The 24,202-nt window shown below is 39.9% G+C and carries 21 protein-coding genes; 12 read left to right on the top strand and 9 right to left on the bottom strand.

What is annotated here, in order from left to right; translation table 11 throughout:
- Window positions 1-108: 108 nt before the first annotated feature.
- Window positions 109-534: a hypothetical protein gene (locus ACKI5B_RS01395; protein ID WP_407425163.1), complete on the top strand. Its 426-nt coding sequence runs from the start codon at window positions 109-111 to the stop codon at window positions 532-534.
- Here ACKI5B_RS01395 and ACKI5B_RS01390 read toward each other — a convergent pair.
- Genes ACKI5B_RS01390 through ACKI5B_RS01380 form a run of 3 tightly spaced genes read right to left on the bottom strand, consistent with a single transcriptional unit; the run spans window position 531 to window position 3,858 of the window.
- Window positions 531-737 (bottom strand): SlyX family protein, encoded by a 207-nt coding sequence (locus ACKI5B_RS01390; protein WP_407425162.1) that lies wholly within the window; start codon window positions 735-737, stop codon window positions 531-533. The two genes, ACKI5B_RS01395 and ACKI5B_RS01390, sit on opposite strands and share 4 nt — an antisense overlap.
- Entirely contained in the window at window positions 738-2,756 is a 2,019-nt protein-coding gene (locus tag ACKI5B_RS01385; protein ID WP_407425161.1) for a hypothetical protein, read from the bottom strand.
- Window positions 2,757-2,787: 31 nt separating this feature from the next.
- Complete coding sequence (locus tag ACKI5B_RS01380) at window positions 2,788-3,858, bottom strand: DUF2804 family protein (RefSeq protein ID WP_407425160.1); 1,071 nt, start codon at window positions 3,856-3,858, stop codon at window positions 2,788-2,790.
- Window positions 3,859-3,992: 134 nt separating this feature from the next.
- Here ACKI5B_RS01380 and ACKI5B_RS01375 point away from each other — a divergent pair, with 134 nt between their 5' ends.
- The 4 genes from ACKI5B_RS01375 (at window position 3,993) to ACKI5B_RS01360 (ending at window position 7,762) form a co-directional block, all read left to right on the top strand.
- Window positions 3,993-4,997 carry a TRAP transporter substrate-binding protein gene (locus ACKI5B_RS01375; protein ID WP_407425159.1) on the top strand — a complete coding sequence of 335 codons (1,005 nt, stop codon included), beginning with the start codon at window positions 3,993-3,995 and terminating at the stop codon, window positions 4,995-4,997.
- 109 nt (window positions 4,998-5,106) lie between these two features.
- Window positions 5,107-5,787, top strand: coding sequence for a TRAP transporter small permease (locus ACKI5B_RS01370; protein WP_407425158.1), 681 nt, complete (start codon window positions 5,107-5,109; stop codon window positions 5,785-5,787).
- Window positions 5,780-7,084, top strand: a complete 1,305-nt coding sequence (locus ACKI5B_RS01365; protein WP_407425157.1) for a TRAP transporter large permease — start codon at window positions 5,780-5,782, stop codon at window positions 7,082-7,084. The genes ACKI5B_RS01370 and ACKI5B_RS01365 overlap by 8 nt, the downstream gene beginning before the upstream one ends.
- A gap of 3 nt (window positions 7,085-7,087) precedes the next feature.
- Complete coding sequence (locus ACKI5B_RS01360) at window positions 7,088-7,762, top strand: GntR family transcriptional regulator (RefSeq protein ID WP_407425156.1); 675 nt, start codon at window positions 7,088-7,090, stop codon at window positions 7,760-7,762.
- A 9-nt stretch (window positions 7,763-7,771) separates the two neighbouring features.
- Here ACKI5B_RS01360 and ACKI5B_RS01355 read toward each other — a convergent pair whose 3' ends face one another.
- The 6 genes from ACKI5B_RS01355 to ACKI5B_RS01330 form a co-directional block, all read right to left on the bottom strand.
- Window positions 7,772-8,734, bottom strand: a complete 963-nt coding sequence (locus ACKI5B_RS01355; RefSeq protein ID WP_407425155.1) for an alpha/beta hydrolase — start codon at window positions 8,732-8,734, stop codon at window positions 7,772-7,774.
- A 3-nt stretch (window positions 8,735-8,737) separates the two neighbouring features.
- A complete protein-coding gene (locus tag ACKI5B_RS01350) occupies window positions 8,738-10,333 on the bottom strand; it encodes an MBL fold metallo-hydrolase RNA specificity domain-containing protein (RefSeq protein ID WP_407425154.1) in 1,596 nt (531 codons plus the stop codon).
- A 43-nt stretch (window positions 10,334-10,376) separates the two neighbouring features.
- The gene (gene hisIE, locus ACKI5B_RS01345; RefSeq protein WP_407425153.1) at window positions 10,377-11,678 is read right to left on the bottom strand and encodes a bifunctional phosphoribosyl-AMP cyclohydrolase/phosphoribosyl-ATP diphosphatase HisIE; all 1,302 of its coding nucleotides are present in this window, start codon (window positions 11,676-11,678) and stop codon (window positions 10,377-10,379) included.
- Window positions 11,679-11,858: 180 nt separating this feature from the next.
- Window positions 11,859-13,037: a dienelactone hydrolase family protein gene (locus ACKI5B_RS01340; protein ID WP_407425152.1), complete on the bottom strand. Its 1,179-nt coding sequence runs from the start codon at window positions 13,035-13,037 to the stop codon at window positions 11,859-11,861.
- A gap of 108 nt (window positions 13,038-13,145) precedes the next feature.
- Window positions 13,146-13,631, bottom strand: a complete 486-nt coding sequence (locus ACKI5B_RS01335) for a hypothetical protein (RefSeq protein WP_407425151.1) — start codon at window positions 13,629-13,631, stop codon at window positions 13,146-13,148.
- 9 nt (window positions 13,632-13,640) lie between these two features.
- Complete coding sequence (locus tag ACKI5B_RS01330; RefSeq protein WP_407425150.1) at window positions 13,641-14,615, bottom strand: DUF2156 domain-containing protein; 975 nt, start codon at window positions 14,613-14,615, stop codon at window positions 13,641-13,643.
- A gap of 187 nt (window positions 14,616-14,802) precedes the next feature.
- On the opposite strand from ACKI5B_RS01330, the gene ACKI5B_RS01325 reads away from it, so the two are divergent.
- From ACKI5B_RS01325 to ACKI5B_RS01295, 7 genes are all read left to right on the top strand, one after another.
- On the top strand, window positions 14,803-15,306 hold the full coding sequence (locus ACKI5B_RS01325; protein ID WP_407425149.1) for a hypothetical protein: 504 nt from the start codon (window positions 14,803-14,805) through the stop codon (window positions 15,304-15,306).
- Between the two features lie 106 nt (window positions 15,307-15,412).
- Window positions 15,413-18,460 (top strand): right-handed parallel beta-helix repeat-containing protein, encoded by a 3,048-nt coding sequence (locus ACKI5B_RS01320; protein WP_407425148.1) that lies wholly within the window; start codon window positions 15,413-15,415, stop codon window positions 18,458-18,460.
- Between the two features lie 86 nt (window positions 18,461-18,546).
- Complete coding sequence (locus ACKI5B_RS01315) at window positions 18,547-20,118, top strand: extracellular solute-binding protein (RefSeq protein ID WP_407425147.1); 1,572 nt, start codon at window positions 18,547-18,549, stop codon at window positions 20,116-20,118.
- A gap of 21 nt (window positions 20,119-20,139) precedes the next feature.
- On the top strand, window positions 20,140-21,738 hold the full coding sequence (locus tag ACKI5B_RS01310; RefSeq protein WP_407425146.1) for a sensor domain-containing diguanylate cyclase: 1,599 nt from the start codon (window positions 20,140-20,142) through the stop codon (window positions 21,736-21,738).
- Window positions 21,739-21,891: 153 nt separating this feature from the next.
- A complete protein-coding gene (locus ACKI5B_RS01305) occupies window positions 21,892-22,479 on the top strand; it encodes a DUF3793 family protein (RefSeq protein ID WP_407425145.1) in 588 nt (195 codons plus the stop codon).
- Entirely contained in the window at window positions 22,476-22,886 is a 411-nt protein-coding gene (locus ACKI5B_RS01300) for a flavodoxin (RefSeq protein WP_407425144.1), read from the top strand. Before ACKI5B_RS01305 ends, ACKI5B_RS01300 begins: the two co-directional genes overlap by 4 nt.
- 93 nt (window positions 22,887-22,979) lie before the next feature.
- Complete coding sequence (locus ACKI5B_RS01295) at window positions 22,980-24,005, top strand: PfkB family carbohydrate kinase (RefSeq protein ID WP_407425143.1); 1,026 nt, start codon at window positions 22,980-22,982, stop codon at window positions 24,003-24,005.
- Window positions 24,006-24,202: the final 197 nt, after the last annotated feature.

The raw sequence follows: 24,202 nt of genomic DNA, 5'->3' as shown, positions 1-24,202 counted from the left end.
TGATTATCATTTAAAATGTCTAAAATGTCAAAATAATAACAGATTTTTAGTTATTTTTTTGAAAACTGCGTTATAATATTAAGACCATTTAATAAAAAGGAGGAAAAAATGGCAAAAAAATCAGGAACACTGAGTTTATATCTTATAGGAATGGCACTTGTTGTAATCGGTTGTTTTCTTCCGCTTACTGCCAGCAAATTTTTTGGCGGCGGCTCATCAGCAATCAATGCAATTACAGACGGTTCCGGTGATTTAAAAATCGGCTCAATTCTTGCACTTGGCGGGGCTGTTGCAGGTATCGTATTCTGTTTTGTTTCAGCTGGAACTAAACTTCCTGTAAAATTGATTTCACTTGTTGTTTCAATTGTTGGCGGTGTATATGTTCTTATGAGTTATCTCAATCTTGCACCATGGGCAAAGAATTTAACAAAACTTGGCTTTAAAGCTACTGGTACAGGTGTCGGAATTGGTCTGATTGTAATTGTAATTGGCTGGGCTATTGCACTGTTCGCGTATTTCACCAAAAAGGACTAATAATGAGGGGGCTTCCGGTTAGGAATCTCCAGATTCTCTGATAAGTCCTGAATCCGCCCTGCTAAGATTTGATTTTCTTCACGCAGAAGGCGGATTTCTTTTTGGTTTTTGATAGTTTCAGTCTGAAGTTTTGAAATAAAATCGTCCATGTATGCGATTTTTGTTTCCAAAGCTATAAATTTTTCTTCAAGTTCTTTATCCATTTATTTGCCTGCATTAGCCTTTTGTTTTTCGATATTCTGCTTTACTCTGTCTGCAAAAAGTTTATTCTGATCATCACGTTCAGGAACACTGAAGGCAGGAGCACCGTCAGCAGGATTTATTCTATAAATGTGTGTCGAATCAGAAGAATAAGCCGGGCTTGAAGGATTATTTACCCACCAGTCAAGAACAGAAATTATGAGCAGAGAATATTTTATAAGATTAGCATTAGTTGCAGCAGAATCTGTCATACGTTTTGCACCTAAAAGCACATCCATTCGTCTTGACATTACGTTTGGAATATCAAAATGATATTTATCCCATGGATTTTGAATGCCTAAAGCCATGCCCTGTCCTTTTGCAGCATCGATATTCTTTGATAATGCTGTAAAAAATTTCAGAAGGAAGCTTAATCTGATACACAAAGGTCTGTACTGACTGTCATTTTTCGGCTTTTCAAGAAGAAGCTGCTCAAATTCAAAATACGGCAAAAAGTTATATTTTGTCTGCCAGAGCATGGTTGTAATGAGCTTTTTACCGAAAAGGGTAGATTTAAAATCCCCCTGCGAATATTCACTGTTAACGAAATTTTTAAGCTGGTCGCAGTAATATTTTTCAAAAAGTACTTCACGATACAAAGACCATTCACTCAAAACGACAGAAAGTTTTTCTGACTGAGTGCCTGTGCCGTCATCTTCATTTTCTTCAGTGAAAATAATATTTCGGCAGCCCTGGAATAAATCTTCGATAATTTTTAATAATGTGACAGTTACCTGAAGCGGGTTATCTGGTGAAAGCATATTATAACCGTCGCGGAACTGATACATCGGCTGGAAATACGGGAACATGTCCGGCATAGTTTCGAGTTTTAAGAATCCGGCTTCAGGGAATAAATTGTCCAGAAGTTTTAAACCTGCTTCGACAAGATCAGATTTCTTTTCTTCCTGTTTTGTATTTTCTTCCTTTTTTTCTTCGGTTTTCTGTTCTTCTTTTTTTTCTTCTTCGACTGCTTTTTTTGCACCTTTTTTGTTCGGTAAAAGCAGGTCAAATTTTGTCAGTTCAAGGAAAGAAAGAATATTTGATGTCTGAACAAGGAAGAAATCCTGGAAATAGTCAAATTTTGTTGAAGACATCCGCATTAAAAGCGGGTAAAGCCCTTTAATTACCTGACTGTAGACATAAAACCACTCGGTAATTCCAGTTTTAGAAAGCATCTGGGCTTTTTTTAAATCAAATTTCGGATATTTTGCCAGATCTGAATAAATGTCTTTGAAATAGCCGGATATTTTTGTCTCTCCAAGATAGTAAATTTTTATTAAATCCCGGTAAATTGTTTTTACAAAAGGAATCATCATGGCGACAGTACATTCGTCCTGAACATCCTGTAAATCAAAATATCGTGCTTTAATGTCTTTCATTGTCCAGGAACCGACTGTTTTTAAAAAGCGGAAACGGTCTTCTGATGCCGTAAGTATTTTTGATTTGTATGTATCAGGTGAAATCTGGATTATTGATTTTACTGTTGTTATAAATTCCTGAAGATGTTCAATATGTTTCTGTAAATTGTATTCGATGAAATTTTTGCGGACCAGTTCATTGCCGTTTTTCTTGAATCGTCTGACAAAATTGAAAAGTCCGTAATTTGGTTTGATTTTATAATCATCGCTCATCATTATTCTGTCCATGAGCTGACGTTCTCTGGAAGTTAATTCTGGAAGCGAACCACCAAGCCTTACTTTTTTTTCTTTAACGGCAAAACCGATTTTACCGCCGGCCGGAATTGAAGTTTGTCTGGCATTTTGAGAAGCTACACTTGAAGCAGATTTTCCTACAACACGTTTTGAATATTCTTTTGCTTTTGGAAAGGCAGAATAATCGATTGGTGCAGATTTTTCAGCAAATACTTCACCGCCAAGTTTCTGCATCATTTTTTTTGCTTCGTCCTGGTCAATCGGTCCGATATTTCGTCTTGTGTTGTCGAGAGTTCCAGGTTCCCATTTTGCTTCTGGTTTATCTGCCATATAAATCCCCGTTTATTAAATAAGAAATAGACTACAGCCTGAGAAGATGATTTTTTGCAATACCTTCAAAATTGTGCAGAACTATATCATCGCCGTTTTTTGTTTTTATTACACCTTCAAAAGTTCCGAAAATTGTGCGCATCTGACTTTTCATTACCAGAAACGAAACATCCCGATGATTATCTGAGACTGGTGTGAATGTCAAATCGACCATATTTTCAAAATCCTGAATAATCCATTTTTTTGATAAGCCGAATGGATGTGTAATTGTTACTGGAGGTAAAAGTGTTGTTTCTCCATTAACATATAAAATATTACTGTTTATATTTTCGGTATCTACGGCGTTTTCTTGCGTAGTAAAAATTTGAAAAGTGATTTTTTTTCCTTCAACTTCGCCGGTTGCAATAATAAATTCTGAATTTGAGTGAAAATTGTAGTAAGCCCGGTTGATGCATAATACTGCCTGTCCGTCTGCATTTTGCTGAACTGTTTCTTCAGAATTTCTGGTTTTCTCTAAAGATAATGTGCCGTGAATCAAAGGATTTGCTATGTACGTGGCAGAACAACGCCTTTTTGAAGGATAAGGAATAACTGTTGCCATTTCCCTGAAATTTGAATTTGAATAATGTGCGATAAAGGCTGCCTGTGCAGAAGGACGGGAAGAATCGCCTTTTAAATTAAAAATCATTGAAAGTTTATCACGGGGATGATCCCAGCTTACCCGTATATAGCGTTTTTTGTTAAAACTTGCACAGAATCCTGTTTCCATATTATGTGGAATAAATCTGCGTCTTGGTCCCATAAATGAACGGTAAGCAATCTTCCTGCCATTTTCTTTGTTCCAGAAAACAACATCTGCATGACCAAAAATTTTATGATCCAGAAAATCGACAGTTCCAATGTATGAACCAATATTGAACATAAATAAAAGAGAGCTTTGAATACGAAAATTTGTTATAAGAGCAGGAAATGGAAAACCTGCAAATGGTGCCTTAACGCCGCGAATGTCGAGTTTTCGCAAAAGACCGTCAAAAGTGCCGAATTCAATTTTACCATTATGGATAATTTTTTCTGGCGGCGTTCTGATTTCTCTAGTGTACAAAATATCCTCTAAAATTTTTTCTATAATTGTAAAAGCAAAATCATTAAAAGTCTAGCCGAAAATTTGACATCTCAAAAAAAGCGGATTATAGTTAAAGAATACTTTTTTCATAATAAATTGGAGGATTTTAAAATATGAAAAAAACATTACTTGCTGCAACATGTGCAATTCTTGCTGCAGGATTAGCAGTTACCGGTTGTAACAAAGACAAAAAAGCTGCTCCTGAAGCAAAAAAAATGGTTCTTCGCTATGCTGAAAATCAGGCTCAGGATTACCCTACAACACAGGCTGCTTACAAATTTGCCGAAATGGTAGAGCAGAAAACAAACGGACGCATCCATATTGATGTTTATCACGGTGGTCAGCTTGGTGATGAAAAGTCTGTTATTGAACAGCTTCAGTTTGGTGCAATTGACTTCACCCGAGTTTCAATTTCACCACTTTCAGAATTTGAAAAATCACTTAACGTTCTTCAGCTTCCGTATCTTTACAAAGATGCTGCTCAGATGTGGCGCGTTCTTGACGGAGAAATCGGAGAAAACTTCCTTAAGTCTGTTTCAAGTGCTAACCTTGTAGGTCTTTCATGGTTCGATGCAGGCGCACGCAACTTCTACAACAGCAAAAAGCCTGTTACAAAACTCGAAGATTTGAAAGGTCTTAAAATCCGTGTTCAGGAATCTCAGATGATGATGGGTATGGTTGCTGCTCTTGGTGCAAGTGCAACTCCAATGGCTTACGGTGAAGTTTATTCAGGTCTTCAGACTGGCGTTATCGACGGTGCAGAAAACAACTGGCCTTCATATGATTCAGTTTCTCACTACGAAGTTGCTAAATATTATGTTCTCGACGAACATACTCGCGTTCCTGAAATGCAGATGGTTTCAAAAATCACTTGGGACAAAATCTCTCCGGAAGATCAGGCAATCATCAAGGAATGTGCTCTTGAATCAGCAAAAATCGAACGTGAACTCTGGGCTGCTAAAGAAGGTGCTTCAGAAGCAAAAGTTAAAGAAGCTGGTTCTGTAATCACAGAACTTGAACCTGGCGAAAAAGAAAAATTCCAGGCAGCTATGGCTCCACTCTATACACAGTTTGGTGCAGGCTACGAAGAATTGATTTCTCAGATTCAGTCTAAATAATTAATTAAAGCCCCGTATTCAGAAAAAACTGAAGCGGGGTATTTTTAATCATGGAACACTGATATTTTAGTATATTAGTGTTATTAATAAATTAATAAGCGGGCATTAAATGAATATTATCGAAAAGATAAAAAACTTTTTTAAATCTGCACCGGCTGAAATCTGTAAACCGGGTTTTAATGCAGTAGAAAAAGTTATTTCAGCATTTACATTTGTGTTTGACTGCATTTACAGAATCCTTCTTGAGTTTTCAAAACTTGTAATTCTTGTAATTGTAATTATTGTAAGCTGCGAAGTTTTTGGACGACTTGTTCTTCATAAGTCTATTATGTGGTCTGAAGAACTTGCGCTGCTTCTTATGGTATGGACAGCCTTTATTGCAATGGCAATTGGTGTTGAAAAAGGACTTCATATTTCAATTTCGCTGTTTTTCAATATGTTTCCAAAAGTCGTTCGAATTATAATCACAAAAATCAATACTCTTGCAACGCTTTTCTTTGGATACATTCTCGTTGTTTATGGTATTAAACTTGCCACAATGACAATGAACAGCACTCTTCCGGCAACTCAGTGGCCTGCCGGTACAAAATATATGATGATGCCGGTTGGCGGTGTTTTCATTATTTATTTTGCTCTTCTTGATTTGTTCGAGGCAAAAAAATACCGTCATCTTGCAATTGAAGGTGAGGCTGGAGCTGACAAAACTGACCAGCAGATTATCGAAGAAATGAGGGCAAGTAAAAATGAAGCTGCTGTAAGTGAAGTTTCAGAAGGGGGCGAGAATGTTTGATCCGACTATTGCAATCTGGCTCCTGCTGGGGTCTTTTGTTGTTTTTATTTTGTGTAAAATGCCTGTTACTTTTGCACTGGCTGTTTCTTCATGCATAGCACTTGTTTATTGCCATATTCCGCTTATGGCATTTATTCAGCAGATGGCAAAAAGCGTCGATTCGTTTAGTCTGATGGCTATTCCGTTTTTCATTCTTTCCGGTGAAATTATGGGAGCAGGCGGCATTTCTGACCGTCTTTTAAAGGCAGCTGATGCTGTTGTCGGCCGGTTCCGGGGCGGTTTTTCTTATGTAAACGTTCTTGGTTCAATGTTCTTCGGTCATCTTTCTGGTTCAGCTGTTGCAGATGTTTCTTCACTCGGGTCAATCGAAATCCCGATGATGGTTAAAGCCGGCTTTGACAGGGACTTCTCTGTTGCTGTAACTGTTGCAACCAGCTGTCAGGGCGTTTTGATTCCGCCGAGCCACAACATGATTATTTATTCAGTTGCTGCAGGCGGTGTTTCAGTCGGTGCTCTTTTTATGGCAGGCCTTGTTCCTGGCGTTACACTCGGTATTCTTTTCCTTGTAGTCTGTGCTGTTATGAGTATTGTCCGACACTATCCGAAAGGGGACGCAATCGGTTTCTTCGAAGCCTGCAAAATCTGTTTTGATGCAATTCTTGCGCTTTTTACTGCTGTAATTATTCTTGTTGGTGTTACTGCCGGCTGGTTTACAGCAACTGAATCTGCTGCAATTGCATGTATTTATTCGTTCATCATTTCAGTGTTTGTCTACAAAGAACTTAAAATTTCTCAGATGCCGCGTCTTCTGATGAATACTGTAAAAACACTTGCAATGGTATTCTCTCTGATTGCGGCAGCCGGCGGATTCGGATATCTGCTTGCTCTGCTCAAAGTACCGACAATGATTACCAACGGACTTCTTGCAGTTTCAAGCAATAAAATTGTTCTTCTTCTTTTGATAAACGTAATGCTTCTTTTCCTTGGCTGTATTATGGATATGGCACCACTTATTCTGATTGTAACTCCAATTCTTGCTCCGGTTGTTCAGCAGACTTGTGGAATGAGCCTTGTTCAGTTTGGTGTCATGCTGATTTTTAACCTTGCAATTGGTTTGTGTACTCCGCCTGTAGGTTCGGCTCTGTTTGTCGGCTGCGGTGTCGGTAAAATCAGTATCGAAAAAACAACAAAGGCAATGATTCCGTTCTATCTTACTATGATTGCAGGTCTTCTGATTGTAACATTTGTTCCTCAGGTTTCTCTCTTCCTGCCAAGACTTCTGGGATTTGCGGTGTAAAAAATGTCACACTTTGAATCGAAAGTATCCGTGTATGATACATTGCGGCATTCGATTACAAATCTCGTGTATAAACCAGGGCAGGAACTTGATATTAATGCACTTTCCGAACAGCTGGGAGTTTCCCGCTCCCCTGTCCGGGATGCGCTTTTGAGGCTTTCTGGTGACAGACTTGTGGATATTTTTCCGCAGAAAGGTACCCGTGTATCGCTTTTAAATAAGGAAATTCTGCGTCAGGAGCGCTTCATGCGGATCAGTCTGGAACTTGGAGTGCTTGAAGAATGTATGAAAACACTTTCTGATTCTTCAAAGCGCGAGATTTTTGTTACAAAAATGCAGGCAATGCTTGTTTCGCAGCATGCAAGCCTGCTTGATAATGATACATCCAGTTTTCTCAGGCTTGATGATGCACTTCATCATCTTCTGTATACGCAGGCAAATTGTGAGTGGGTCTGGGAAACACTGACTGCACACACTGGCAACGACCACAGAATCAGAATCCTGAGCTATAGTGCAAATGAAATTCCGAAACTTGTTGAGTCAGAACATGCACAGATTATCGAAGCAATTAAAAAAAATGACGCGAAAAGTCTTTTTAAGCTTGAAAAAGAACACCTTTCGCGTCTGTACGGTCAAATCACGGAATTGGAGCGGAGTTTTCCCGATTTTTTTGAATAAGTATAAAATTTACTGTAATTTGCAGAATTCAATCAGAGCTTTATGATAGCCCTCTTCGTCGATAAAATATGAAATCGCGTGGGGGGCTTTTTCGACTAAATACAGAAATTTTTCACTTGTACAGTACTGATAGTTTGCGATTGTCATTTCGATTGGAACAAAGGCATCTTCTGTGCCGTGAATAAAAAGTACAGGAATCTGATTATAGCGCAGACCTTTGAATGTATCGTATTCGTTAAAATCAAAATCAGCAAGAATTTGAGTCATAATGTTTCCGATGCCCAGAACAAGCCGTGGAAGAGGGACATTTTTGTCTTTCCGGGCAACTTTCCACATAATATCATAAGGTGAAGTGTAGCCGCAGTCAGCAACAACATAGCACAAGTTAGCCGGTAAATCAAAACTCAGGCTCATTAAAACTGTGGCACATCCCATTGAAATGCCTTCAAGATAAACAGGAAGTGTATCGCCGTAGATTTCGTTTACTTTTAAAAGCCAGTCCCGTACATCGTAGCGTTCCTTAACACCGAAAGTGATGTATTTTCCTTCGCTTTTTCCGTGAGCACGCTGATAAGGAAGAACTACATTATAACCCAGTTCGTGGAAAAACTTTGCAAGCCCGGCAAATTCCCGGAGCGGAGCAGAGTGATGACCATGAATTAAAAGCCAGGTTCCTTTTGCATTTTCGGCCGGAAGATTGTAGGCGGTAAGTTTGAGATTATCAAAAGATTCAACGGTGATTTCTTCCGGATTCTGGGAATAGAACCATTCTGTGTCGGCTTTATTTTTTTCTTCATTTTCTATTGTGAGAAAGTGGTTTTTATCCATTGGAGTTGGCTTCCCGTTCCCGCGCATAAAATTCGGCTTAAAGAGTGCAAAATAAATGCCAATAAAAAGCACGAGAATGATTCCGAAAAAAATTCCGACTGGAAGAGAAATCTGTTTGATAAGGGTTTTTGTTTCTTTTTTCATATTTTACTCAATTTCGTAAGATTCGCCGTATTTTACAATCTGCACGTTCGGGAAGCCGTTTTTCTCAAGATGAGCTTTGAAAAATTCCTGGGCCTCGTGTTCGCCGTGTACCATGAAGATTTTTTTGAGCCGGCTTGTATCGATTGATTTAAGCCATTTCGTCATTTCTTCATAATCGGCGTGTGCTGAAAAGGCATTAATCTGCTCGACATTTGCTTTTACGTCATATTCATCGCCCATGATTGTAACAACTTTTGCACCGTCCCGAATACGGCGGCCAAGTGTGTTTTCTGCCATGTAGCCTACGATAAGAATTGTATTGCGCGGGTCTGAAATATTATTGGCAATGTGATGAACAATTCTGCCGCTTTCACACATACCATCGGCAGAAATTATAATCATCGGTCCTTCTTTTTTGTTGAGATTTTTTGATTCTTCAAGACTGTTTACAAAAGAAAGGTTTCCGAAACCAAATGGATTTTTATGATGCTGTAAAAAAGCTTCATGAACATCATCTGAATAACATTCCTGATGAACCTGGAAAATTGATGTTGCATTTACAGCCATTGGTGAATCTACATAAATCGGAATATTCGGAATCTTTTTTTTGTCTACAAGAAGATGCAGATAATAGACGATTTCCTGAGTGCGTTCGATTGCAAATGATGGAATTATAATTTTGCCTTTTTTTTCAACTGCACGGTGAACAATTTTGCGGAGTTCGTCCATTGCAATTGCTGTATCTTCGTGCTTTCGGTTTCCGTAAGTGCTTTCGATAAAAATATAGTCCGGCGGGGGAAGTTTTGTTGAAGGGTCTCGGATAATAGGTTTTTGTTTACGGCCTAAATCGCCTGTGTACAAAATGCGGATTTCATCTTTGCCTTCGCGCCGGTCAAATCCGCTGCGTCGTTCAGGACCGGTGTACTGAGCCTGTTCTTCCGGAGTTGCCTTGCGGCGGTCTGGAGTTGAACGTTTGTCGTCCTTTTTCCAGCCGAAAAGTTTGTTCCAGATACGCAGTGCATTGTTTTCGTTTTCGCGGATTGGATTTCCGTTCTGGTCTCTCTGGCCTTTAATTGTAATGTAAGCAAAAGCTGAGCCTAAAATATGACCGGCATCAAAATATTCCAGCTGAACTTCCGGCGAAATGTACATTTTGCGGTTGTAAGAAAGAGTAATAATCTGATTTGCGGCTTTAAGACAGTCTTTTTCTGTGAACATCGGCTGCCAGTTAAATTTTTCGCCTTTTTTAACGGCCTGTTTCCGCAGGTATTCGGCATCACGTGCCTGAATACGCGCACTGTCCATCATGATAAGGTCAGTTAAATCGCGGGTTGCAGGAGTTGCATAAACATTGCCGTTGTAGCCTTTTTTTACAAGCAGCGGAAGAAGACCTACATGGTCATAATGTGCATGAGTTAAAATTACAGATTCGATTTTATCGACAGGAATTTCAAAATTCCTGTTTTTTTCGTCGGATTCGGCACGCTTACCCTGAAAGGCACCACAGTCAATCATATAAGAACGACCGTTTATTTCAAAGATGTGTTTTGAACCGGTAACTTCCTGAGCAGCTCCGAGAGAATATACAGTAACAGCCATAGTTGCTTCCTCCAAAAATCAGTTTTGTTCAGCAACTATAATTTTACTTCTCTTTGTGGCGTTTGTCCAATTCATTGTAAACATCCTGCCATGTAACACCTTCTTTGTACATGAGAACGCTTACAAAATAAAGCAAATCGGCTGCTTCCCAGATAACTTCGTCTTTTGAATCTGCATCGTCGCAAAGCTCTTCTGCTTCTTCCATGACCTTTTCGCGAACCCGTTTTGCATCTAAGGTTGCAGTGTAGCTGCCCGGTTTTGGATTTGCAAAGCGCTCGGCAATCGTGCCGTAAAGCCGTTCAAGATTTGATTTTGCATCAGCCTCGCTTCCAAAGCAGGTAAAGCTTCCTGTGTGGCAGACTCCACCATGAGGAAATACAGTTGCCAAAACCGTGTCTCTGTCGCAGTCAGCGCGCATTTTGATAAGCTCTAAGAAATGACCGCTTGTTTCGCCTTTTGTCCAAAGACAGTTTCGGGTGCGGCTAAAGAAAGTGAGTTTTCCGGTTTCAAATGATTTTTCGAATGCTTCTTTGTTGGAATAGCCCATCATCAAAACTTCGCCGCTCGGGCTCTGTGCGATTACAGGAATCATTCCATCGACTTTTTCAAAATTAAGGCAGCCGATGAAAGCATCTTTAAGATTAACTTTTCCTGTGTACAAAGCCATTCCAAGCTGAACGTCACAGCCAAGTTTTTCAAGTTCAGTAATCTGCTCTAAAGTGTTGACTCCGCCTGCAACTACAACGCGACATTTTACTGCCTCTCGCAAAGCACGGCATGAATCCATGTCAGTTCCCTGCATGCAGCCTTCTTTTTCGACACAGGTGAACAAAAGCTCAGAACAGTATTTTTCTGCCTGTTTTGCTCCTTCGATTAAAGGAATGTCGACGGTCTCAGTCCAGCCTTTTACGGCAATTTTACCCTGAATTGAATCAACTGAAATAATTACCCGCTGCTTACCGATTGTATTGCAAAGTTCCTGTAAAAATTCTTCGTTTAAGACAGACTCACCGGCTTTTGGATTTGGATTCCATGCGGCTGACCCGATAATTACTTTTTCTGCACCGAGCGAAATGAGTTCACGGGCTTTTTTTGCAGTGCGGATACCGCCACCGACACGAACATTTCCTTTTCTGAGCAAAGACTTTAAAAGCGGTGTGTTTTTTGTGTTGCCCTTTTCGTCTGTGTTGCGCAACGCCTGGTCAAGGTCGATTACTGCAACTTCACCGTATTTGTTGAAATCAGAAATCAAAGAATCAGAATCATCTCTCTGGAGAACAAGATCCTTTCCGTTTTTGAGCTGGACGACGTGTCCGTCTTTCATGTCGATTGAAGCAATTACCATAAATGCAATTATATCGAAAAAAAGATTCCTGTACAAATAAAAAAACAGGCTTCCGGCGGGAACATGCCAAAAAAGTCGCGGTGAACAAGTTCAAGCGACTTTTTGTCATAACCCCGCCTATGCCTGTTTTTTTTGTGCGTAGTTAAAATTTCTTTTTGCTATAAGTGCAAACTCATAGGATTATTTAAATTGCTTGTCCAGCCAGTCGAAGCTTGAGTCCTGCTGTTCCGGAAGATATGCATGTTCGCCGCCTGCGATTAACTCTGTTTTGAGTTTGTCTTCGGCTTTGTTTGCTTTCCAGATGCTGTGAACTTTTTCGTAAGCTTCTTTTGTGCCTTCGGTCGGGTTTACTGCATCATCATCGCCGCCAATGAAGTACATTGGTTTTGGAGCGGCAAGACCTGCTACATCAGGATAATCGAGGAATTTTGCGATTGTCGGGTGAAGCATACTGAATGCAGAATTTCCTTTGAGCTGACCGTCACCGATTTTGATGTGGCCTTTCATTGTACCGAACCAGCAGACAGAAACGCCTGCCGTAATGTCGTCACTGATTGCCGCAAGCTGCCATGAACGGAAGCCGCCCATACTGAATCCTATGCAGGCAACCTTCTTTTTATCAACCTGTGGAAGTGAAGCTAAGAATTTTGCGGCACGGCAGTCTTCCTGAGCAATAATTCCTGCAAAACTTGTGCCCATGTTAAAGAGGTTTGAACCGAGTGACTGCTGGCTGTCTGTTTTGAATCCCTGGACAGAGCGGTCGCCCCAGCCGAGTGCATCAAAACTGAGAACAACGTAGCCGCGTTTTGCAAGTTCGTCTCCAGGGAAGCGCTCGCCAAAGTAGCGTGCTGACCAGTTTTCGGCTTCAGCAAGCTTTTTCTGGTCTTCTTCGGTCGTGCCAAAAGGCCGGACCATTTTTTCTTTACCGATAGTGAATTTTGAGCCGTGGTCGTGCAGCATTAATGCAGCCGGATGTTTTTTGCCTGTGTCCGGAATTAAAAGATAGGCAAGAACCCGGCTTTCTGCACTGATATTGAAAACAACTTTCTGAGCTTTGTAGCCTTCGCGCTGTTCTTCTTCAAAAACGACCATATCGAAAGGTGTTTTGTCTTCGTTTTGGATGATAAGCTCACGGGCTTTTTCAAGACCGGCCTGCTTCCATTTTTTTGGATTTGAACCTTCTTTCCAGCCCATAGAGAATTCCCATTTTTTGAGAATTGATTCGTAGAAAGTCGGCAGACAGCGGTCCTTTGCGTTGATTTCCTGTTTTACATATTCTTTGCTTCCTTCTGCGAAAAGCGAAAATGAAAGCAAAGCGGCTGTGATTAGAAAAAGTGATTTTTTGAATAATTTTTTCATGTTTATTCTCCTTTTTATTAAATCATAAATTATATTTTGTAAAATAATATCTAAAATATAATCAAAAAGATGTAAAATAAAGGGAGATGATTTGAATGAAGTAAGATTTTAAAAAATCACTTTAAATCCTTCCTGAATTTCCTTAATTGAATCGGGATTTTTTTCTGCATAAGCAGTTATTTTTTCGCCAAGGCCCGATTTTACAAGATTTTCTACATTTTTAAACGGCTGCTTATTGATTGCAGGGCATGTATTTTCAAGCATAACGTGTACTTTTCCGTTGATTTTTGCTGCACGAAGCGGCCAGATTGAGCAGTCAAAAGGCTTTTCGTCGGCTGTAAGTACACAACCGCTTTCGCCTAAAAAAGGACATGCAGCTTCTTCTTCAGAACCGTCTGTTTTGTAAAGATGAAGTAAATCTACTGTAAAACTTTCGTTTCCGGCAGTTTTGAATTTTGCTTCAGGATATTTTTTTTCGAGCGATTCTTTTGTTTTTTTATCAAAAAGTGGAGTTTCCCAAAGACTCTGCCGTCTGAACGAACAGCAGAACCGGCAGACAGCACAGTCTTTTGAAGATAAAATTGATTTCAGCATTAAAACTTCCTATAAAGAATAAAATTTTTCGAGAAGATTCTGCGGATGATAGCTCAGTTTTGCTTTTCGAAGGCCTTCAACTCCCATATCTTCTTCCCTGTTTAAAAATTCGTATGAATCGCAGGAATTTGCAAAGCACCAGTTGATTGCAGCATAAGCTCCACCATCGGCAGCTTCCGAAAGACATTTTTCAAAATGAACGTCCAGTATTTTTTCTGAAATGCGCGAAGCCAGTGTCATTGCGACAGGATTTCCGCTTATGTACAAAACGCCTCCCTCTAAAGAAAATGCATCTTTATTTTTGAGGGCTGTTTTTATCATTTCGTGCTCAAGATTCAGAATATTTTTTTCTGATTCAGAAAGATTTATTTCACCACTAGAAGCAAGTTTAAACCGTTCTTCAAGCCATTTCTGTGCAACAAAAATCATGTCGTCATCAATGGAACACAAATTAAGAGAGCGGAATTCCCAGTTTCCTTCATAATTGCGCAAAAAACGGGAAACATGATTCTTTTTTTTGTGATAAGTCTTTCCTGAAAGGGCAGCAAGTTTTTCTCGTGAATAAATATAATCGCAGTCATCACGATTTGTCTGCCATTCAATACTGATTTCTGGAAAATCGGTTTTTAAGACATTGTCCAGCTGAATTTTCTGTTTTTCTGTCAGCAGACAGAATTTGACTTTTCTGCCGTTTGTTACGGCATCTTCAATAATTAATGAAACTGCCTTACTTAAAGAATGAGCTTTATCAGCGTCGGAAAGTTTTTTGTCACACAGCTTCAACGGAAATCCGTATCCTGTGCGGTTTTCGCTTCCTTCGTAATATCTGAATAAAAATCCTTTGTGAACTGCGGTTTTTGTATCGTATTTTTTTTGAAGAAGATAGATATTTACAAGTGAAGAATCGCTGCCCTCTAATTCTGAAGAAACAAGGCAGTCATTAAGAAAAAGAAAATCCTGAAGTGTTAAAATTGACCAATTCATTTACAGAAAAATATAGCAAAATTATCAAAAATCGTCAAAATCAGAGCGGAAATTTAAAAATATTTGTATGTTTTTTATTTTAGCGAAATCATATACTTATACTGCACAAAAATTTATACAGATTTTTGTAACATAAATATAATAAAAAGGTTCTAAAATTTAAGAACGTTTAATGGAGGTAATTCCTATGAAAAAAATTCTTGCTGTTCTTGCAGCTACATTTATGTTCGGAGCTTTCTCTTTTGCAGAAGGCTATATTTGCGGTAACGATCTTGAAAAAGGTCAGATTACAGATGAAAAACAGGAAGAAGATGGATTCGTTCTTATCGGTTCTGTAGAAAAGGCAATGGAAGTTAAAAAGTGTGATACACGCACAGTCGGTGATGACACTTTCACACAGTGTATTTCTACAAAAGGTTCAGGAAATGCTAAGAAACGCGAGCGTCTTATTACTTTCCCTGTAAAAGCTGGTGAAACTGTAAAGATTCTCTGCAATAACTCAGGTTCAGGCTCACGTCCTCTTCACCTTGTAAATGTTGATACAAACGAAGAAGTTAAAGTTATTGCCGCTGGTTCTTACAAAGAAGGCGATGTTCATATTGATTCAACTAAAATTGATGCTGATGGAACATACGGTGTTTACAGCACTTCAGGCGGTATGTACATTTACAAAATCGAAATCAGCAAATAAAATTTCTGTTATAATGTAAATAATTCGGGAGGCAGACTGAAAACAGGTCTGCCTTTTTTATAGATATTGTGATATACTGCAATATTATTAAAGTTAAGGAGTTCGTATGAAAAAATCTCTCTTAAAACTTTTGTGTTCAGCAGCAGTTCTGCTTACTGCAAGTGTAAGCGCTTTTGCTGATAAAAAGCCATGGGCTGAAGTTGCTGCTCCAGCAATTACAAAAGTTGAACAGACTGGACCAAACGAAATAAAAGTTTCATTTAACTCAGTCACATCAAATGACGGTGCTGATAAAGGTTCCGTTGCTTTCAAATCAGATACAGGTGCTTCTGGAAGCGAGGCTTATGGCCGTACACGAAAAGAAGCAAAATCAGCTGTTTTTACAGTGAATAAATCAGGAACATATACTTTCACTGTTTATGCAGAACGCAACGGCGAAAAAGTAAAGCATGAATCAGCACCAGCTTCATTTAAATATACACTTCCCCTGGTAAAAAGTGCTGTAATGGTCAGAAACCTTGGCGAAGGAAAGATGGCTGTAACATGGAGCTCTGTTCCGGAAGCAGACGGCTACATTCTTTCTTATACCGATGCAGCCGGAAAAAAAGTTTCTCTTCCAAAAACAACTACTCTTAAAGGCGAAGTTGCCCTTCCTGTAGGAACTGTTTCAAACTTTGTTGTTGCAGCAACCCGCGGTTCAGAGTCACTCGATTCTGATCCGATTAAAAAAACTGCACGCAAAGAGGCAGAACGAGTCTGGAACTTTACAGAATTCGGTACATCAACAAACCCGAAACGCAACAACTTCCAGCTTTTGGATTCAGATAACCTCAAAGTTAAACTCAATTCATGTACATTCGATCCAAAAACAGGCAATATCATCGACAAGGGCGGTAAATTCGAAACCTTCTTCGACGGTATTTCTTTCTACTACACAGAAATCGATCCTAAAAAAGAGAATTTTGAGCTTACTGCAACAATCACTGTTGACTATCACAACCCGATGGCAGACGGCCAGGAAGGTTTTGGTGTTCTTGCAATCGACCGGCTCGGTGTTGAAGGCGACCCGATGATTATCGCTTATAACAATTCGGCTGGTATCATTACACGAAAATTCACAACTCATGTAAACGGTGTTAAAAAAGAAATCAAAAATGGTATCGGTGCACGATTTGTTTCTGGAATTACAGACGCAATCATTGCAGAAGGCGATGCAGCAATTTCTCAGAAATGTATCAACAAGAGCACGGCTTACAGCTATGATCAGGCATCTGACGCAATCAAAACAGGTGACGTTTACCGCGTAACACTCAAAAAAGACAACACAGGTTATCACGCAATCTACAAGAAAGACATTGAATCAGAAGGTTATATCAACACATTCACAATGTACGACAACGAAAATGAAAAGCTCGTTCAGCTCGATAAAGACCACATTTATGTTGGTTTTGCAGTAGCTCGTGGTGTTAACGCTACATTCAGCGATGTTGATTTCAAAGTAACTGATCCTAAAAAAGATCCTCCGGCAATTCCGGAGCCTCCGGAGCTTGTTCCTCTCAAAACAACTATCGACTGCCCTGTTACATGGTATGATTCAAAATATCCGTTCGTATTCACGTCAAATGCTAACGGTACAATCCATATCGAAGACAAAGACGGAAAAGTCCTTGTTAAGGCAGACAAAGTTACAGCTGACGTTGATTACAAAAAAGTCCTCAAACTCAAGCTTGACGGCGGACGAGGAATCACAGACCTTAACGTAACATTTGATCCTGAAGACGGCTGGCGACCTGGCAAAAAACAGGTAATTGCACAGTTTAATTCAGATCCTAAAGTTAACGACTACGAAGAAAACTACAAACCTGTAACATATATGCACTCAATCGCAGTAGTTACATTCAAGGGTAAAGAACTTCACGTTTCTCAGACTGGTGACATTTTCGGAACTGGTGCAAAAGATTCCCCAATCGATTTGGATTCAGCTATCAAGTATGCAAAACCAGGTCAGACAATCCTGCTTGCAGGCGGAAAATATTACCCGACAAAGAGTCTCTGGATTGAACGCGGCAACGACGGTACAGCAAAAGCTCGCAAAGTCCTTAAATCAGCTGACCCTGCAAACCGTGCAGTTCTTGACTTTAACGGCTCAAAAGCAACTGTAACTGCATTCAACCTTTACGGTAACTACTGGACAATCGAAAACATCGACATTACAGGAACTCCGGACGACTGTAAGGCACTCCAGATTGCTGGTAACTACAACGAAATCCGCATGGTAGATACTTACTTAAACGGTGATACCGGTATTCAGATTGCAGGCCGCTCTGCTGAACCTCCTGCAAAATGGCCAAGCCACAACCTTATTTACGGATGTGAATCATTCGGAAACTGCGACCCGGCTCAGAACAATGCTGACGGTTTTGCTTCAAAACTCACCAGTGGCGAAGGAAACATCTTCCGTAACTGTGTTGCTCACCATAACGTTGATGACGGATGGGACTTGTACGCAAAAATCGAGACAGGCCCAATCGGTGCCGTACTGCTTGAAAACTGTATTGCTTACAACAACGGACGCAAAATCGACAACACAGGTAAGGGCGACGGAAACGGCTTTAAGCTCGGTGGCGACGGTATTGCTGTAAAACACGTAATCCGAAACTCAGTTTCTTTCAACAACGACTTGAACGGTATTACAACAAACTCTAACCCGGCTCTTATTGTTGAAAACTGTACACTTTATGCAAATAAAGAAACAAACCTTAACCTTTACGGAAAAGGTGATGCTAAACAGTATCCTAGAACTGCTTCTGCAAAGGGTGTTCTTTCAATGGCTGGAAACGGACGCGATAAATTTGATGACGACAAAGACCCGGATATGCGTAAACGTCTTGCAGATGATTCAAACTACTTCTATGATGGAGCACAGGCTGTAAACAAAGCTGGAAGTAAGCTTGATAAAGCAGCTTTCGTAAGCGTAGATTTTGAAAACATTGCAAACGGCCTTAAAGAAGACGGAAAAACATTCAACCGCCTTCCACGAAGCGCTGACGGTGTATTTGACTTGGGTAACTTGTTCAAACTTACAGACAAAGTGCCGGCTGGAGTTGCAGCAGATTACAACTATGTAGTCCGCGGTAACGGAAAGAAAAAATAATTAATAAAACGAATCTTAAATTTTCCCCGCTTCGGCGGGGTTTTTATTTTCTTTACAAACTGTTTATATGAGTTATAATTATCTTTATGAAGAAGATAATTTTCCTGCTTACCATTTTTTGTATATTTTCCTTTTCCGGCTGTAAAAATAAAATTCCAGAATTGCATCCAACAGCCGACAATCCGGTTACCATTACTTTCTGGTACGATGCCTCGGTTACAGAAGCAGGAGCCCCTCCTGAAGACTGGATTGCATATAAAATTATCCGCGAAAAACTTGGAATTGATTTAAAACTCACTATGCTTCCCTTAAATGCTTCTGACCGTAATGTAAAAGTAAATGCAGCGGCAGAAGGAAATATGCTGCCTGATATGGTTGTTGTAAACAGAGAACCGCTTATGAACCTTGTAAAAAAGGGTCTTATCATGCAGGTTGATGATTTGTATCCCCTTATGCCGGAACGGACTCAGAAGATGTACAACGAATCTTCACGCCACTTTGCAACATTTAAGGGAAAGTGTTACGGCTTTTCGACTCCCGGCGGTAAAATCCAGAAAAATGAAGGGGTTTTAATCCGTAAAGACTGGCTGGACAATTTAAATCTCAGTGTTCCAAAAACAATTGAAGAATATTTAAATGTCATGAGGGCATTTACTTTTGATGATCCTGACGGTAATGGCAAAAATGATACTTATGGATACGGTGCATTTCTGGAAATTAATACTTATGAAGAAGGTTTAGGACGCCGTCTGGATCCAATCTTTGGTGCTTTTGGTGTATGCGGTACCTGGAATATGACAGAAAGTGCGCCCGGCTTAAATGTGCGTAAGACAGAATATTATGATGCTTTAAATACAGTTGCAATTATGCAGAGAGAGGGAATTATTGACCCTAACTGGCTTGGTTACAAAAAAGACGATTTCAGGGCAGCATGGAAAAGCGGCAGATTTGGAATTATGCGTGAACAGAACAGTGCTTATGCTTCAGAATCAAATTATGCTCCTTTTGACAGAAAATTTCCGAACGGCGAGTGGATTGTAATTGATCCTCCGACAGGGCCTGAGGGAAAAAGTGCAGTCGGCGTTTATACAATTCCATATACAACACTTGTTATTTCAAAACGGGCAGAACAGGAAGGAAAAGCACCTTTAATTGCTGCACTTTTGGAATGGATGGTAAGCGATGAAGGCTATTATCTTTTGGGCTGGGGTGAAGAAGGCGTTAATTTCGTTTTTGATGAAAATCATGTTCCTGTAGCCGAAGGAATTCCTGACCCTTCAAAAAGTTTTGCAAAAAGTGCACAGCAGTCACTCACTCAGCTTAGAAACATGGTTTTCTACCACAGTGATGCAGAACTTGTGAGCCGCTATCCTACATATATAACAGAAGTAAGTAAAAAGCAGATGAGTGCCCTTAAAGTTCTAAGAGAAATGCAGCAGAAATCCTGGGTTAATGCAACCGGCTCTGATACACTTCCGGTTCCTGATACAGATTTGAAGCGTTTTTATGAGCAGGGCGTGCTGGATTTTGTTACAGGTAAAAACACGCTTACTAAAAATAACTGGCTGATCTGGGTTGAAGAATTCGATAAACTTGGCGGCCTTCAATGGGAAAAAGACGGTGTTGCAAAGGCAATGCAGTCTAATTATCTGTACTAACTTTGCAGGTTTGATGACTCTATGGCAGTAAAATCAATAAGGACAAAACTAACTTTTCTGCTTTTTTTTATAGCACTTATTCCTCTTCTGCTTGTAATAACGTTTTATCTCGTAAACAATATTTCAAGCTCTATTGATAATGCAAAATCAGAAGGGCTTTTAAGAAATTCTATCGTTAATGAACATATTACAGAGCATTTTGAACGGAATTTAGTTGTCCTCCGTACAGTTGCAAGAAATCCAATGACACTCCATTATATTCTTGCGAAGCCGGAAAAACGTGATCCTCTAACAAATCAGACTTTGCAGCGGGCTAATGAAGTTTTTAATGATACTGATAATATGATTATTACTGACAGAAATGGAGACCAGATAGCCAGAACAGATGAATACCCGCTTATAAATGTTGAACACCGTCAGTATTTTCATGAAGCAATGCACGCCAAAGAATATATTTCTGATGTTCTTATAAGCCTGGCAAACAACCGGATGATTACAGTTCTTGAGGTTCCTGTTCTTGATGAAGAAAATAATGCAGTCGGTATGGTTCAGCGTGATTATGATCTTCTGGCTCTTCAGGAATATATTCAGAAACTTTCTTCCCCTGAAACACATGTTATGATTACAGACAGTGTAGGAAATATAGTTGCTTATTCTGAAGAAAAATTTGAAAGTAATCAGTTAATCGGAGTAAGCATGAATCCTGCAGTAGCTGCGGCTCTTGCAGGAAAGACCGGCACAATTGATGTTCATCAGTCAATTCCGGGAAAGTCTAAAAAAGAACGTATGCTTGTAAGTTATTCCCGAAATGATGTTTCCGGCTGGGTTATCATAACAGAGCATCCTTACCACTATATCTGGCAGGAAGTTGTTATTGATGCTTTAACTGCTGTTGTTTTAGGCGGTATCATGCTGTTTGCAATTGCAGTAATTGCTGCCTTTGTTGCAGAAAAAGCCACACGAAAAATCCGTGCTGTTTCAAGTCTTGCAAGTAAGGCTGCGAGTGGTTCCATCGATTCACCTTCATTCTCGGAACTTGGGGATGATGAACTCGGTCAAATGGCAATGGCAATCCGGAAAATTCAATCGTCACGGGATCATTATCAGAAAGATGCAGAAGTCGATAAACTTACGGGGCTTTTAAATAAGGCAACATTTGAACGGTTATGCAGAAAAGCTTTAACGGCAAACCAGGAAGGCATTTATTCTGTTTTGTTTGTAATTGACCTCGATCATTTTAAGGAAGTAAATGATACAATGGGACATCAAACCGGGGATGCTGTTCTTCATGATTTTGCTGAAGCCCTTCGCCGCCTGTTCCGTCCGTCAGATTTATTAGGCCGCTTTGGCGGAGACGAATTTGTTGTGTTCTTAAATGATATTCCAGGAAAAGAAATTGCAGTCCGTAAAGCTATGAGTATTCTTGAAGCTGCAAGAAATGTGCTTGTCAGTTCAGGGGACTTAAAAGTCAGTGCCAGTATAGGACTCAGTTCTGCACCTCAGCACGGAACGGACTATGATACGCTTTTCTCAGTCGCAGACAAATCTGTCTATGTTGTGAAAGAAAGCGGACGAAACGGAGTCAGCTTTGGTCAGGACGAACCAGTCCGCACAGAATAAAAATTTTTTATTACAAAGTTATTGACATAAAACTCTAATTAGCATATTCTAACAAGTGAAAGTTAGCTAATCCTAACTCTTTTAGTACCTCTTTAGCGGGTCAGACTATTTTGACTGTTTCTTGTCTGTCCCGCTTTTTTTTTGGAATTGCTTATGAGTTTTGATGAAACAATAATTCATGGTGGGGCACCGGCTCTTTGCGGTATTAAACCTGCATGTCTTTTTTCAATGGATGCCAGAAATTATGAAGAAAATGCAGCTCAGCTTCAAAAATGGCGTGCACAGTTTGCTAAAGAAAAAAAATATCTTATTTCATTAAAAAAGTCAGACGGACGATTCCTGTTTTTTGTGTTTGATAAAAATCTTCTGGAAACTGTCTGTAATAATACCAAAAATCTTTCTTATCTTTCTTCAAAAGGTTATTCAGTTTCAAAAGGATTTAATGTCATTCTGGCAGAACTTTTACACAGACTTGCTTTTTATAATAATTTCCCGCATGAAGTCGGCTTATTCTTAGGATATCCGCTTGAAGATGTTATCGGCTTTGAAAAATTCGGGGCAGCAAATTACAAATATTCTGGAATCTGGAAGGTTTATGGCGAGGTAAAATCTGCTGTCCGTCGTATGAATCTGTATAAATCATGCACAGAAAGCTGCATGAAATGGCTGTATGAAGGACTTTCCGTTCCTTCAGCAGCAAAAAAATATACTGTAACTTGCACTGAGGAGGCAAAAAAATGAAAGTAGCGATTGTATACGCTTCAACAACAGGGAACACAGAAAATCTTGCAAATGCAGCAGCAGAGGCAGTAAAAGCAGCAGGAAATGAAGTAAACATTTCAACTGCTGATTCCGCTGATGCAAATGAAACACTTGGAGCAGATTTGATTCTGCTTGGAAGTCCTGCTATGGGTGCAGAACAGCTTGAAGATTCAATGGAATCTTTCTTTTCTGGAATTGAAGGAAGCCTTTCCGGAAAGAAACTCGGTTTGTTCGGCTCATATGACTGGGGAGACGGTCAGTGGATTTCTGACTGGGCAGACCGTGTTACTTCAGCAGGCGCTACTCTTACAGGAACTGTTAAGGCTCATCTTGCACCGGAAGATGCAGATTTAGAGGAAGTAAAAAAACTTGCTTCAAACTCATAAAAAATCCTTATTGCAGATTTTATTGTTATAGAATATAATTTTAATATTATTTTGCAAAATACCGCTTCGGGCGGAAAAATAAGGAGTTTTTAAATGGCAAAAGTAGTTACTTTTGGTGAATTGATGCTTCGCATCCAGCCTGCTGATTACTATCGTTTCGTTCAGGTTGACTCAATGACAACAACTTTCGGTGGTGGAGAAGCTAACGTTTCTGTTTCTTTGGCTAACTATGGCAACGAATCTTACTTCGTTACAAAGCTTCCAACTCACGAAATCGGTCAGGCAGCTGTTAACAGCCTCCGCAAATATGGCGTTCACACAGAATATATCGTTCGTGGCGGTCCACGTGTAGGTATCTACTACAACGAAAAAGGCGCTTCACAGCGTGGTTCAAAATGTGTTTATGACCGTGCAGGTTCATCAATCCAGCTCGCTAAACCAGAAGAATTCAACTGGAAAGAAATCCTTAAGGACGCAAAATGGTTCCACATCACAGGTATCACACCGGCTTTGGGACCAAATATGGTAACTGCTTGTATCGAAGCTTGTAAAACAGCACGCGAAATGGGCATCACAACATCTTGTGACCTTAACTACCGCGGAAAACTCTGGACAAAAGACGAAGCACGCAAAGCTATGACAGAAATCTGTAAATACGTTGATGTTTGTATCTCTAACGAAGACGATGCTAACGACGTATTCGGAATCAAATCTGAAGGTACAGATACAACTAAGGGCGAACTCAACAACGACGGATACGTTTCAGTTGCACGCCAGCTCAAAGAGAAATTCGGCTTCAAGAAAGTTGCAATTACTCTCCGCTCTTCAATCAATGCTAACCGCAACGACTGGCAGGCTCTCCTCTACGTTGACGACAAAGACTACGCATTCTCAAAGAAATACGAAATGTGGATTGTTGACCGCGTAGGTGGTGGTGACTCATTCGGTGGTGGTCTTATCCACTCACAGCTCAAAGGCATGAACACACAGGATTCTATCAACTGGGCAGTTGCTGCATCTTGCTTGAAGCACTCAATCATCGGAGACTACAACATGGTTTCTGAAGACGAAGTTAACAAGCTCGCAGGCGGCGACGGATCTGGACGAATCCAAAGATAAAAAATTACCTTCTGCAGGTAACAAAAAAACTCCACTCTTTCGGGTGGAGTTTTTTGTTTCCGGCGCATGAGCCGGTGAAAACATGTAGCGAAGCGGAATGTTTTCACAATAAACCACCTGCTATGCGGGTGGTGGGCAAAAGCTTATAGCAAAAAAAACTTTCCTCGAAGGTGTACAATAGGTTGTTCAAGTCTATT

The sequence above is a fragment of the Treponema sp. genome, assembly GCF_045657965.1.
Classification (GTDB): Bacteria; Spirochaetota; Spirochaetia; order Treponematales; family Treponemataceae; genus Treponema_D.
Note: the sequence above shows the minus strand (reverse complement) of the source record. Positions and strands in the feature narration are given on the sequence as shown.